The 14,076-nt window shown below is 44.6% G+C and carries 10 protein-coding genes; 3 read left to right on the top strand and 7 right to left on the bottom strand.

Annotated features, from left to right (window positions below; translation table 11 throughout):
- Nucleotide 1: 1 nt before the first annotated feature.
- Both AB5062_RS05470 and AB5062_RS05465 read right to left on the bottom strand, forming a co-directional pair.
- Complete coding sequence (locus tag AB5062_RS05470; protein ID WP_118292393.1) at nucleotides 2-3,127, bottom strand: efflux RND transporter permease subunit; 3,126 nt, start codon at nucleotides 3,125-3,127, stop codon at nucleotides 2-4.
- A complete protein-coding gene (locus tag AB5062_RS05465; RefSeq protein WP_368326848.1) occupies nucleotides 3,127-4,194 on the bottom strand; it encodes an efflux RND transporter periplasmic adaptor subunit in 1,068 nt (355 codons plus the stop codon). The genes AB5062_RS05470 and AB5062_RS05465 overlap by 1 nt, the downstream gene beginning before the upstream one ends.
- Nucleotides 4,195-4,370: 176 nt before the next feature.
- On the opposite strand from AB5062_RS05465, the gene AB5062_RS05460 reads away from it, so the two are divergent.
- Together AB5062_RS05460 and AB5062_RS05455 are read left to right on the top strand one after the other, a co-directional pair.
- Nucleotides 4,371-5,249 carry a helix-turn-helix domain-containing protein gene (locus AB5062_RS05460; RefSeq protein WP_005851311.1) on the top strand — a complete coding sequence of 293 codons (879 nt, stop codon included), beginning with the start codon at nucleotides 4,371-4,373 and terminating at the stop codon, nucleotides 5,247-5,249.
- A gap of 65 nt (nucleotides 5,250-5,314) precedes the next feature.
- Nucleotides 5,315-6,079, top strand: a complete 765-nt coding sequence (locus AB5062_RS05455; RefSeq protein ID WP_032952345.1) for a TIGR02757 family protein — start codon at nucleotides 5,315-5,317, stop codon at nucleotides 6,077-6,079.
- 175 nt (nucleotides 6,080-6,254) lie between these two features.
- Here the strand turns inward: AB5062_RS05455 and AB5062_RS05450 are convergent, their stop codons facing one another.
- Genes AB5062_RS05450 through AB5062_RS05430 form a run of 5 tightly spaced genes read right to left on the bottom strand, consistent with a single transcriptional unit; the run spans nucleotide 6,255 to nucleotide 12,461 of the window.
- The gene (locus AB5062_RS05450; RefSeq protein ID WP_005839709.1) at nucleotides 6,255-8,243 is read right to left on the bottom strand and encodes a glucosamine-6-phosphate deaminase; all 1,989 of its coding nucleotides are present in this window, start codon (nucleotides 8,241-8,243) and stop codon (nucleotides 6,255-6,257) included.
- 3 nt (nucleotides 8,244-8,246) lie between these two features.
- Entirely contained in the window at nucleotides 8,247-9,038 is a 792-nt protein-coding gene (nagB, locus tag AB5062_RS05445) for a glucosamine-6-phosphate deaminase (RefSeq protein ID WP_005839711.1), read from the bottom strand.
- Nucleotides 9,039-9,083: 45 nt separating this feature from the next.
- Nucleotides 9,084-10,319 (bottom strand): MFS transporter, encoded by a 1,236-nt coding sequence (locus AB5062_RS05440; RefSeq protein WP_005839713.1) that lies wholly within the window; start codon nucleotides 10,317-10,319, stop codon nucleotides 9,084-9,086.
- Nucleotides 10,320-10,337: 18 nt separating this feature from the next.
- Entirely contained in the window at nucleotides 10,338-11,534 is a 1,197-nt protein-coding gene (locus tag AB5062_RS05435) for an AGE family epimerase/isomerase (protein ID WP_008671464.1), read from the bottom strand.
- A gap of 12 nt (nucleotides 11,535-11,546) precedes the next feature.
- On the bottom strand, nucleotides 11,547-12,461 hold the full coding sequence (locus AB5062_RS05430) for a dihydrodipicolinate synthase family protein (protein WP_005851319.1): 915 nt from the start codon (nucleotides 12,459-12,461) through the stop codon (nucleotides 11,547-11,549).
- A 305-nt stretch (nucleotides 12,462-12,766) separates the two neighbouring features.
- Here AB5062_RS05430 and AB5062_RS05425 point away from each other — a divergent pair, with 305 nt between their 5' ends.
- Nucleotides 12,767-13,972 carry an ROK family transcriptional regulator gene (locus tag AB5062_RS05425; RefSeq protein ID WP_005851321.1) on the top strand — a complete coding sequence of 402 codons (1,206 nt, stop codon included), beginning with the start codon at nucleotides 12,767-12,769 and terminating at the stop codon, nucleotides 13,970-13,972.
- The last annotated feature ends 104 nt before the right edge of the window (nucleotides 13,973-14,076 follow it).

The following is a 14,076-nucleotide window of genomic DNA, read 5'->3' as shown; positions in this document are numbered from 1 at the left end:
ATCAATCGTTTTTTATCTTGAAGAACAAGGCATATAATATAGGGATAAAGAGCAGCGTGATCAGTGTGCTGCATAGCAATCCGCCCATGATAGCTGCCGCCAAGGAACCGAACATGGCATCGGACAGCAAGGGAATCATACCCAGAATCGTTGTCAGCGAGGCCATCATGACCGGGCGGAGACGGCTTTGGGAACTGTCTATCAGTGCGGTGATTGGTTCTACTCCTTCATTGATCTGAAGGGTGATTTCATCCATCAGCACAATACCGTTTTTAATCAGCATGCCGATCAATCCCAATGTGCCTACAATAGCCACGAAATTGAAGACTTTTCCTGTGAGCAGCATGACCGCTACCACCCCTACAAATATCATCGGAATACAGCAGAAGATGATGATGGGTTTGCGATAATCTTTGAACAGCATGATGAGGATGGCAATCATCAGAATGATGGCTAACGGGAAATTTTGGAACAGGTACTTCATGGACTGGTCGCTGGCTATCTTTTCTCCTTGCCATACCAGTGAATAACCTTCGGGTAATGGTATGTTTTCTATCTGTTCCGCGATGGCAAGACGTGCTTTTTCCGTTTCAATGCCGGGTGCGGGCGAACATTGTGCCCGCTGGCTTCTCTGCCCGTTGTAACGGGGAACTACCGGATCTTCCCACCGGATATCAATCTCTTTGCTGATTTGTTTCAGCGGTGTACTTCCCATGATGCTTTCCACCAAATCTTCTTTCGAAAGTGTGCCGGCTTTCAGCTTCACCATGGTTTCCTCGTTCAACAGTCCGTTCAGGGAAGGCAGAGACGAGAAGACTTGTGCGTTGCCCAGGTCCTCTATCGGTTCTCCTTTCTCGTCGAGGCATTTCAGGTAGATGTTGTTTTTGTGGATACCTTCGTAGAAAGAGCCGATAGGAATGCCTCCGGTGGCTGTGAGCAGGGAAAGGCTGACATCATTACGGCTCAGGCCGAGGGCACGGGCGGACGGCTGGTCGTATTCGATGGTCAGTACGGGTACTTGAGGTTCCCAGTCGGTGGTGATGAGGCAGACTTCCGGAGTCCTTTCCATGATGGCGCGGGCGCTGTCGGCCAGTTGGTGCAGGATGGCAGGATCGGGACCCAGAAATTGCGCCTCTATGGGATATTTCTTGAACATCAGATTATATCTTTTCAATTTGATGTATGCGTCCGGATAGGCTTGGGAGAGGTAAGCTTGGATTTCGTCTATATGTTCTACCAAGGTTTCCGGTGAGGTGAAGTCGATAATCAGTTCGCCGTACGAAAGTGAGGGGTTGGCAATGCTCCGTACCAGATTATAGCGTCCGGGCGTACCGCCTATGGAGGTGGTGACGTGGGTTATTTCCTCCCGTCCTTTCAGATAGGTTTCTATTTCTTCCAAATCTCGAACCACACGTGTATAGTTATTCCCTTCCGGAAGTTTGTATTCCATATAAAGCTGGTCGTAAACCATGTCGGGGAAAAAGCCCTGACGCATATATTGGTAGCCGAAAACGGAAAGCAGCAACAGACCGGTCATGGCAAATACAAAACTCCACCGGTGGGCCAGACCGAACCGCAGTGCCGAACGGAGGGTGGCATAGATTTTACCTTTGTATACTCGCTTTCCGGTACTGTCAGTATCTATGGCAGGATGCAGCCGGCGGTCGGCCATCAGTGGTACATGGATCAGTGCCAATATCCAGCTCAGTAACAGGGAAACGGCAAGTACGATGAAAAGGTCGCGCGTGTAGACGCCTGCGGTGTCGGGGGACATGTAGATGGGTAGAAAGGCGATGATGGCTATCAGTGTCGCGCCCAGAAGAGGCATGGCTGTCTGTCTTCCGATGGCGGTCATGGCTTCCATCCGGTTTTTGCCGGCCTTCAAGTCTACCAGTATGCCGTCTATGATGACGATGGCGTTGTCTACCAACATGCCCATTGCCAGTACAAAAGCAGCCAATGATACGCGCTGCATGGTTCCGCCTGCCGAATAAAGGAACAGAAAAGAACCGAATACGGTGATGACCAGGCTGATACCTATGATAAGGCCGCTCTTGAACCCCATTGCTATCATCAGTATCAGTACTACGATGATGACGGATTCTATCAGGTTGATGACAAAGGTTCCCAAAGAGCTGCCTACCCGTTCGGGCTGATAGAAGATTTTGTGGCATTCCACTCCTGCGGGCAGACGTTCGGCTTTGAGTTCTTCCAACTTGCTTTCTACGGCATGGCCTACTTTTATAATGTCCGAACCACTGGAGGCAGCGATGAGTATACCGAGAGCGCGTTCATGGTCATAGAACATTTCATTGCGTGTGGGGTCCTCGTAGGCTTTCTCTATACGGGCGATATCACTCAGGCGAAGCTGGTCGTCATCGTGTCCTTGAATCAGCATTTTTCCGATATCTTCTACGGTTTTGAATTTGTCGTTTACTGTGACGCGGATACGGTTTTCACCATTTTCATAATATCCTGTATAGGTGGTTTTGTTCTGGCCGTTCAAGGTTGCCAGTACTTCTGCAGGTTTAACACCGAGGTTTGCCATACGGTCTTGCAACAGGGAGATATTGATGCATTCGGAACGTTTGCCGTAGAGTTCCACACGGTCTACCCCTTCCAGTTCGTTCACTTCCCGTTTTACCAGTTCGGCATAGTCGGACAGTTTACGGTCGGACAGTCCGTCACCTGTCAGGGCATAGAACATGCCATATACATTTCCGAAGTCATCTTTGACTATCGGGGTGGTGGCTCCTTCGGGCAACAGGGCGCGGGCGTCGCTTACTTTGCGGCGCAGCATGTCCCAGCATTGTTCCACGTCATCGTCCGGCACGGTGCTCAGCAGTTCTATCTGTATCAGGGACAGGTCGTTGTATGAATAACTTTCTATATTGTCAATGTTGCCCATGGTGCGGATGTTCTTTTCAAGCACATCCGTTACTTCCAGTTCTACCTGGTGCGCGGAAGCACCCGGATAGGTGGTGACCACCATGGCAAGTTTCACTTTTATTTCGGGGTCTTCCAATTTGCTCATCTGATAGCAGGAGTAGGCTCCGCCGAGCAGCAGAACCGCTATCAGGAAATAAATCAGATTCCTGTTCCGGAATGCCCATTTACTGATGTCCATTATAATAATCCTCCTATATTTGTGTTAGTGACCGGTGACAAAGGTTTTACAATTTCTCCATCCTCAATGTGGTGTACGCCCGAGGATACAATCTGCTCTCCCGGGTGCAGTTGTCTGGAAGTGATGAGACTGTGTCCGTTGTTCAACAAACGCAGTATGGATACTTCCTGTCTGTGTACGGTATTGCTGGATGGATGAAAGACGAACACATACGCTTTGCCTTCTTTTTGCAGGATGGCGCCGGTAGGGACAGAAAGAGTATTCTCCTGCTCTGTACGGCAAAGGATGGTTACCATGGTGTTCATGCCGGGAGAAGGGATAGCCCGTGTGCCGGGTACTACTTGCAGGCGCATGGTGTATAGTTGGTTTGCGTTGGCTTTCGGGGTGACACTGATTAGTTTCAGCGGGTAGGTTTCGCCCGGATAGATATCAAATGTGCAGTGATAATTGTCGAACTGCTCCCGGCGGATATATTCGGCCGCAGGCAGATTTATTTCCACTTCGGGGGTTCGGCCGCTGATCATGGCAATGACGGGCATTCCGGCTCCGATGGTTTCGTGAGCTTCGAACAGGCGTTTCTGGACATACCCGTTGAAAGGAGCATAGAGCCGGGTGTAAGCCAACTGATCTTTATGGTGTTTGTACTTGGCGGTGATTTGCTTGAGCCCGTATACGGCTTTGTCATTGGCGTTGGGGGTGGTTCCGTTGTCTTTGTAAAGAGCCATGACCCTTTCTGCTTCCGCTTTTATTTGCTGGTATTCTGCTTCAGTAGCATCCAGTTGTACTTGATAGTCGGTGGGGTCCAGTTCGGCCAGTAATTGTCCCTCTTGTACACGGGCGCCGTCTTTTACATGTATTTTGCTGATGGTTCCGCTTACCCGGAAGGCAAGGCTGATATCTTGTGCGGCTTTTACCTTTCCCGGAAATTGCAGGAACGTTTGTTTGTCGGCAGAAACAACTGTGTCTATTTTTACTGTCTGATGACCTTTGGCTTCCCGGGCACGTTGTGCGCAGGAACTTAGTAAGATCAAGGAAATACCTGTTAGAATAAGATAAATTCGTTTCATACTACTATGATTTTCGTGCAATTAGTTTTCTGATACAAAGTTATTCCGAAGCAAGAGGATAGAAAAGGTTGATATGAATGATAAATTGTCCGATTTGTATATTTTTGGGTTGTTATGTAGCTGGAAAGTTTACGATTTGTATTTATTTTGCAGTAAATTAAAGAATGTATAGATTGATGGACAGACAACAGATGCCTTTTCTCTTTAGATTTCTTTCGGATAGTGAACTGTATGCCTTTAAAGACGGACAGATTATTTCGACATTTAATAAATGTGGCCTTTTCTTTTGCCGGAAAGGGAATGTGGAGGTTTCACTGGAAGATAAGCATTTTCAGATAAATCCCGGTGATGTGTATATTTACATGGCTTCTACCTTGGTGCATCTGCTTCATAAGAGTGAGGATGCGGAAGGGGTTATGGTTGAAGTGGATTTAGATTATATCATTCCTATCGTCAATAGGGTAATCAATGTGGAAAACCAGCTTTTTATGCGGAAGCATCCTTGTATATCACTTTCGGATAAGCAACGTGCTCATTTGGAGTATCTGTTGGATAATTTGCGGGAGAGGATAGAGGCGGAGGATGTGCAAGAGGTGAATTTGCAGCAACAACGCCTGACTTTGGAACTGATCAAGTCAATGGGGCAGACTTTCTGCTATGAGATATTGAATATGTATTTTGCCAACCAACCCATGCAGCCCTTGCCGCAGAACAAGAAGGATGTGATTTTTCAGAATTTCATGCTGGCTCTTTTCCGTTTGTATAGAAAGGAGCGTGATGTTGCTTATTATGCGAGGATGCAGCATATTACTCCACGTTATTTTTCCACCATCATTAAAGAGAAGTCGGGAAATAGTGCTTTGCAATGGATTGTGCAAATGGTGATTACCGAGGCAAAACAGTTGCTTGAAGGATCGGATCTGAGTATCAAGGAGATTGCAGACCAATTGAATTTCCCTACGCAGTCTTTCTTTGGAAAGTATTTTAAGCAATATGTGGGGATTTCACCTAAAGAATATAGAAAAGGCAAGTTGAGGATTAAGGATGGAATTTGATTTCTGAAAATGCAATCTATTTTATTTTAATATACCTTTGTGTACAAATCATAAACGTTTTATTTATGACCCGAAAGAACGAACAAGAGCGATTCATGTCTTATATTACAGAACGGCAAACTCATGAGAGCCGGATGGCGGTGGCTGATTTTTTGCGGAAATATGCTGACCGGTATCATAACTCTGATTTTATTTCTTCTGATCCGGTACAGTTCCCGCATCGCTATCATTTCAAAGCGGATATTGAAATCAGTGCTTTTCTGACTGCTTTTCTTAGTTTCGGAGCCCGCCCTCAAATACTGAAGGCGGCAGAACGGCTGGATTCCATAATGGACCGGCAGCCTTTGCAGTATGTGTTGTCCGGGAACTGGAAAACTGATTTCTGTGGTGAGGAGTCGTTCTATCGGACGGTTTCAAAAAATAGAATGGCACAATTGTTTCATTGGCTGTATACTATATATGATAGGTATGAGAGTATGGAGGATGCTCTTCTTTGCGAAACGGATGGAACTCCGATGCAACGTCTTTGCCGTTTGTTTGGAGTGTCGGATAAGGCGCCGCAAAAGAAATTGAATATGTTTCTGCGCTGGATGATCCGTCGCGATTCGGAAGTGGATTTTGGAATCTGGAGGAATTTCTCTCCATGTGAGTTGATTATCCCTTTGGATACACATGTCAGTGAGATGGCTTTCAGATTGGGGCTGACCCGAAGTAAATCTTATACGCTGAATAACGCAAGAACTATTACTGCGGCTTTGGCTGAGGTTTTTCCCGAAGATCCTTGTCTGGGGGATTTTGCTTTGTTTGGCTATGGGATTAATGAATTATGAGATGTAGTTTGGGGTGTGTTGCTCGAAGCAGGTAGCTGTGGTGAGGATGACTATGGGATATCATTTGCAATAAATGGAAATCTAAAAATAATCCCCGAGGGATATCACATCCGTCGGGGATTTTCGGTTTTTTGGTTAAAGGTTAGTATAAAATTAGGTTAGGTTGTTTCTTAAATTATAGGGGTACGTATTCCACGAAGGCCTCCATTGCTTCATAACATGCCAAACCAAGTTGGTCATACAAAGCAGCGGTACCCCGGTTGCGGTCTTCACTTCTTTGCCAGAACAGACGTTCGTCGTTGCCCAGGAACGGTGCGCTTTCCATCTGAGACTGATGCTTTAAGATGGAGTTACGTTTAGCACGCAATTCTTCCGGACTGAACGGTACGGCCATTTCAATGTTTTCAATTTCCCATTCCGCCCATGCGCCACGATACATCCAGATGCGGCAATCTTTCAACCATTCGGCACCGGCTTCTTTTTCGATGTCGATAGCGGCAAGCACTGCGTCTGTGCAGACACGATGGGTTCCGTGCGGGTCGGCAAGGTCACCGGCCACATAAATTTGGTGGGGTTTTACGTCACGTAGTAACTGTAAAACGATTTCCACATCGGCTTCACTGATAGGGTTCTTCTCGATTTTTCCTGTTTCATAGAACGGCAAGTCGAGGAAGTGGACACGGTTCAATGGAATTTGATTGTAAGTACTTGCAGTACGGGCTTCGCCACGACGGATCAGTCCTTTAATGGTCAGGATATCGCGGCTGTCCATATCGCCTTCTTTCTTGGCGGCAAGGAATTTCTTGATTTCAGCGTATTTGTTTTTGATGGTTTCGTTGGAGTTTTCATCAAAAAGTTGGTTGAAACCGTTGATGAAGTGCATGAAACGTACTACTTCTTCATCGCCTACGGCAATGTTTCCGGAAGTTTCGTATGCTACGTGTACTTCGTGACCTTGCTGAACCAAACGCCGTAAAGTTCCACCCATTGAGATTACGTCATCATCCGGGTGCGGAGAGAAGACTACCACGCGTTTCGGGAATGGTTTTGCCCGTTCGGGGCGATAGGTGTCATCTGCATTGGGCTTGCCGCCGGGCCATCCGGTGATGGTGTGCTGCAAGTCATTGAATATTTTGATATTTACGTTGTAAGCAGAACCGTAGAGTGCCAGCAGTTCGCTCAGTCCGTTTTCATTGTAATCTTTGTTGGTCAGTTTCAGAATCGGTTTTTTGACACGCATACACAACCATACAATAGCGCTGCGAATCAATTTGTCGTTCCATTCGCAATTGGTTACCAGCCACGGACGTTGGATACGGGTAAGGTGAGAAGCCGCTGCCAGATCTATGCAGACATTTGCATTGTTATGCATTTGCAGATAAGAAGCGGGCAGAGTGTCGCTCACTTTGTCTTCCACCGCTTTCTTGATGATATCGGCTTTGTCATCTCCCCATGCCAGCAAATAGATTTTGCGGGCAGCCATAATAGTTGCCACACCCATCGTGATAGAACAGGGAGGGAGATTGTCCACTCCCAAGTTGTGTGCAGCTTCAGCACGCGAGGTTGAGTCAATCAAAATCAGTCGGGTAGGGGAGCTCAAGCTTGATCCCGGCTCGTTCATGGCAATATTGCCTTCACGACCAATGCCCATTAATACGATGTCTATACCGCCAAAAGTCTGGATACGTTGTTCGTACAGGCGGCAGTATTCGATGACAGCTTCCTGCGGAATCGTTCCGTCGATGGTGAATACATTTTGTTTATCGATGTCGATTTGGCTTAGGAATAAGTCGTTCAGCTGTGAGAAACTGCTTCCAGCCCCTTCGGAAGCCAAAGGGTAATATTCATATAAATTGAAAATTACTACGTTACGGAAACTTAGTCCTTCATCTTTATGTTTACGGACCAGTTCGGCATAAAGCGGCCGTAATGAAGCACCGGTTCCAGCCCCAATCACGCAGAACTTTCCTTCGCGCTGACGTTCCTGAATTTTTGCCGTAATTTCGTTGGCAATGTGCTGCACGCCTTCCTCCATCGTTTCATAGATGTCGGTAGGCACTTTTTCGCAGCGGGTCAAGACAGAACGTTCCACCGCATTTTCGGGTTTATAATATTTCGGAGATACTCTGTTCAGAGAAATCTGCGAACTTAAGTTTGTTCTCATAAATTACAAATTAGCTTTTTCGATGTCTTTGAAATATTTGTAGGTACCGACTTTCAGTTCGTCTGTAGCGGCTTCGTCACAAACAATAATGCCATGCTGGTGCATTTGTAATGCACTGATAGTCCACATTTGTGTAATACCACCTTCAACGGCATGTTGCAAAGCACGTGCTTTGTTGTGCCCGTTGCAGATAATCAGAACTTCTTTGGCTGAAAGGACAGTCCCTACACCTACTGTTAACGCAGTTTTAGGTACTTTGTTCACGTCATTGTCAAAGAAACGTGAGTTTGCAATGATTGTGTCTGTAGTCAGTGTTTTGATACGTGTGCGTGAAGACAAAGATGAGCCCGGCTCGTTGAATGCGATATGTCCGTCGGGACCGATACCTCCCATAAACAGGTCGATGCCTCCGATTTCGGCTATTTGTTTTTCGTAGTTGGCGCATTCTGCTTCCAGGTCTTCGGCATTTCCGTTCAGGATATGTACATTTTCTTTCTTTATATCAATATGGTTAAAAAAGTTTTTCCACATAAATGTATGGTAGCTTTCTGGATGATCTTCAGGCAAGCCTACATATTCGTCCATATTGAAAGTAACGACATTCTGGAAAGATACTTTTCCCTGCTTGTTCAGTTCTATCAGCGCTTTGTACATGCCTAGCGGTGAAGATCCTGTGGGACAACCTAAAACAAAAGGTTTTTCAGGAGTCGGATTTGCCGCATTGATTTTACTAGCTACATAGTTTGCCGCCCATTGTGACAGCGCTTGGTAATCAGATTCAATAATTACTCTCATGGTTCTTTCTTTTTTAAGTTTTAAGTGTTAAGTTAACTATACGGGTTATTCCATATTATCCGTTTTGGGACGGAGGAATGTCAATTGTACTACCAGTGCGATAAGCACAATAATAGCCAACATGGCAAATCCCAGTCCCAACTTACCTCCGTCTGTCCACTTTCCCAAGACTTCGGTAATGGCTGCTCCCGCAAACACGCCTGTCATATTCATGATACCATAGGCGGTAGCACGGTGTTTGGATGATACGAACTGGCATAGAATCGGCATATTGTTGGCATCGAAGATACCATAACCGATTCCGAATAATAATCCAGCTCCCACAACAGCTACGAAACTGTGTCCGAACCCTAGTAAAAGCAGGGATGGAATAGTAAGTCCCAAGCCGATGGCACCCGTGTACACACGTCCTTTTATATTTCTTTGCACCCACTTATCGGATAAGGTTCCACCAATAATTACGCCAATGAACGAGGATAGCGCGATGGTGATAGTCGACATGGGGCCGGCTTGTGACATCGGTATATTCAGGTTCTCGGCGAACAAGGTAGGTAACCAGTTTTTGGTTGCCCATCCCGGTAAACTGGGGGCTGCGAAATATAGCAGAATCACCCAGAATGCAATATTACTGAAAAGTAATGATAATCCCTTCAATAAATTGCTTTTTTCTTTACCGGAAGGTGAATTTATTTGTTCAATTTGTATTCTATCCTTCTTTTCATGTAGAAAAAGCATCAAAATTACGGCGTATGCGATGCCGGCGATGCCGAACCAATGAAAGGTTGTATGCCAGGAAAAAGCAGCGGCTACTGTAGCGCCGAAACCTCCGATGGCCTGCCCGGTGTAGAGCCCGGTCATGTGAATACCGATGGCTAATGAACGTGACTTATCGGAGTGATAGTCGGCGATCAGTGACAATCCGGCAGGAATATAGAGCGCTTCGCTGATTCCCATCAAGGCGCGAAGGAAAAAAACTTCATTATAGGTGTCGGCGATTCCCATCAGATAAGTGACGGCCGACCATACAAACAAACTGCCAACAATAAGCCATTTGCGGTTCATGCGGTCGCCCACCATTCCGGCTATAGGGCTCATACAGCCATATATCCAAAGAAAGACTCCCATCAGTCGCCCAAAATTGGCAGCTGACTGAAGCTCGGTGATATCCACCGCCATGGCATCTCTCATTGTGGACAACATTTGCCGGTCCATGTAATTCAACAGGGCGACACCCCATAATAATCCTACTACAACCCAAGGATAAATTTTACTGTTTTTCATGCTAATAGATAAAGGGCTTTATAAATGTGATTTTTTGCTGTCGAGTATTTCCTCGCATAATGTATAGCCCTTGATCATCATTCTTGGAATGTGGAACGGGCCTTTGAACAGGTTACCCTTGGCCATTTGTGCAGGCGTGCCGTCACGATGGAGATATCCAAACCATTCTCCACACTCTTTATCAGGGAAATGGGTGTATGTCCAATCGCTGATTTGCTTGTGCATGTCAAGGTATTTTTCATTTCCGGTTGCTAAATATGCATACAAAGTAGCGATGATAGCCTCTGTCTGAGGCCACCAGAATTTCATGTCTTGGGAATAATCCTGTGGCGGAAGGTTCTTGCAGTCTTTGAAGTTGATGATACCTCCGAATTCTTTGTCCCATCCCCACTCCCAAGACCAATCAAGGATAGTGAGGGCCAACTCCGTAATATCTTTGTCCCAATTACGGTATTTGGCTTCTTCCAGCAGAAACCAGGCTGTCTCGATACAATGTCCCGGATTGATGGTGCGGCCCATGTTGCTGTCGATGAATTCTCCATGGGGACCTACCGTTTCAAGCAACGCCTTGAATTCGGGATGCATGAAATCTTTGCGCAGTTGGGCGATGGAAGCGTCAATCTGTCCGTTGAAGCTTTCATCTTGAATGGCCTGGCGGATACGTGATGCTACATTAATCAGGATCATTGTGATGGAATGTCCTTTCATAGGAAGAGTATCCAGATATTTAGGAGGGAGTATGCCCGGTGTTTCCATAAAATACTGCATCCGTTTGAACAAGTCTAATGCTTTTACGGCATACGTCTGGTCACCGGATGCGATGGCATATTCCGACATGGCGATGGCTGCGAATGACTCCGAGAAAATATAACGGCGTTTGCGCAAGGGAGTGCCTTCGGCAGTCACCTCGAAATACATACGTCCGTCAGAGTCAAAACAATGCGCTTCTATAAAGTCTATTGTACTTTTAGCTGCTGCCAGCCATGCTTCGTTCTTTTCTATATTATTATACGCATAGGAACAGATAAAAGCAAATCTTCCTTGGAACCACACCGATTTGGTGGTGTCCATCAAGCTGCCGTCCCGGTCAACACAGGTATAAATACCTCCATTGACCTTGTCCAGCCCGTATTTCAGCCAAAACGGCATGATATTAGTGGTCAGATCTGTTTTGTATGATTCTGACCATTCTTTTATATAATCTATTGAAAACATCGTGGTTCTGGTTTATTTGTTACATCTTTCGAAGAAATTGATTGCTTCCAGTTCGGCTTTCATGGCAGCTTCTTCCTCATCTGTCATATTTTGGAATGGAGTCCGGTTCTTTCCTAAATCCAGCCCTATCAGTTTCATGATGCGTTTGCCGCCAACGATGTTTCCACGATAGTGACAGATGACATTGATAACTTCCTGCGCGAAATTCTGGCGTTCGCGTGCCAATTCCAGATCACCGGCTTTCCATGCTTCGATGATGCCTGTGAGTTCTTTGCCGTTATAGTTGGTTGTTCCACCGATACCGCCCTGTGCACCGCCCATAGCCAGACATGGAAGGATCGTTTCATCCTGGCCGTGCAACATGTCGAATTTGCCATTTTTATATAAACGGCATTGGTTGTATTCATACAGGCTTTCGAAAGTATATTTGATGCCGGCGAAATTAGGAATGCGACCGTCTACGGCTTCCAAGAATGCTACCATTGAGAGGTATGCTCCGTTGAAAGCTGGGATATGATAAAAATAGAAAGGAAGTGCAGGAGCGCCGCATGCTATTTCTTCGCAGTATTTCACCAATTCCTCAATGCGTCCTACCTTCGGGAAAGGAGGTGCCATTGCTCCGATACCCCATGCTCCGATTTTCTGAGCGTGTTCCGCCAGACGTTTGCTTGATTTTACACAAGTGCTTCCTACATGGACAATGACTTTGAATCCTTCGGGTGCTACTTCCATCCAACGTTCAGCCAGTTTCATGCGTTCGTCTTCTGTCAGCATATAGCCCTCTCCGGAAGAACCATTGATAAATACGCCTTGAAGTCCGTTTCTAACCAATAGTTGGCAATAGGCTTCAATCGGTTCATAATTTACTTCTCCGTTCTCATAAAAGGGAGTAAAAGGTGCGTCAATTAATCCGTGAATCTTTTCCATAGCCTTTAATTTATTTGAAATGAATATTTTATATTACTTAATCATGTTGCGTGCAAATATATAAATGATTTATGAAAACAACAAGTGAAAACTAAATTTATTTATTAATAATCACTCTTTTAATAAATAGAAAGATAAATAAGCGACTTAGAAACGTTCTTTAAATGTATATGGAAAATGGAATTGTTACAAAAAATGATAATTAGCTTACATCTTCTAAAATAATTTTTGAAAATTCTCTTTAAATGTGATTTGATTTCATAAAAAAATAACTATATTTGTGGACATTAACGGAATATTTTATTATGGGTGAGAATTTGTTGAAAGAAATTGAAAAGGGCTCAAAGATGGCTGTGATGAAGAAGAAAATCATTACCCATTATATTTATAATGGAAGCTCTACGATTACTGATTTAGCAAGAGAGATGGATTTAAGTGTGCCTACAGTTACAAAATTCATTGATGAAATGTGTGAGGAAGGTTACATTAACGACTATGGAAAGCTGGAAACCAGTGGGGGAAGACATCCCAGTTTGTATGGTTTGAATGCAGATTCCGGATATTTTGTAGGTGTTGAAGTGCGTCAGTTTTCCATTAACTTAGGGTTGATAAATTTTAAAGGAGATGTAGTTCAGCTAAAAATGAATGTTCCTTTTAAAGCGAAGAATACCCCTGAGAGTTTAGACGAATTGTGTAAGTTGATTAAACATTTTCTTCAAAAAGTCAGTGTTGAGAAAGATAAGATATTAAATATTAATGTAAATCTTTCCGGGCGTGTGAATCCGGATTTGGGATATAGTTACAGTATATTCAATTTTGATGAGCGCCCGTTGACGGATGTCATATCAGAAAAGGTGGGTGGTTATCGTGTTTCTATTGATAACGACACTCGTGCTATGATTTACGGTGAGTATATGCAAGGTGTTGTGAAAGGTGAGAAGAATATCATCTTTATCAATGTCAGTTGGGGATTGGGTATGGGAATTATCATTGATGGAAAGATTTATAAAGGAAAATCTGGTTTCTCTGGCGAATTCGGGCATAATTTTGGATATGAGAATGAGATTATCTGCCATTGTGGGAAAAAAGGATGCATAGAAACGGAAGTTTCGGGGGCTGCTTTGCATCGTATTCTGTTGGAACATATTAATAATGGTGAAAACTCTATTATCTCCAATACCAAGAAAAATTTGGAAGATTTGACCTTGGATGATATCATTGATGCGGTAAATAAGGAAGATTTGCTGTGTATTGAACTGGTGGAAGAAATCGGAGTGAAATTAGGTCGCCATGTAGCGGGACTTATTAATATATTTAATCCGGAGCTAGTCATTATTGGTGGTGCATTGTCACGTACAGGTGATTATTTGACACAACCCATCACTACAGCTATTCGAAAATATACACTGAACTTGATGAACCGTGATTCTGTTATTGTAGAATCTAAATTGAAAGAAAGAGCCGGGATCATCGGTGCTTGTATGTTGTCGCGCAGTAAACTGTTTGAATAATATGTAGGTATTATAAAGTAAGAGATGAATTCATTACATGATTCATCTCTTATATTGCCTTCTTGTTAAGTTTAACTCTGAGCAAGCTCAATAAGTTTTTAAGG

The organism is Phocaeicola sp. RTP21359st1_B8_RTP21360_211022 (assembly GCF_040911965.1).
Classification (GTDB): domain Bacteria; phylum Bacteroidota; class Bacteroidia; order Bacteroidales; family Bacteroidaceae; genus Phocaeicola; species Phocaeicola vulgatus.
This window is presented reverse-complemented; position numbering and strand designations above follow the sequence as displayed.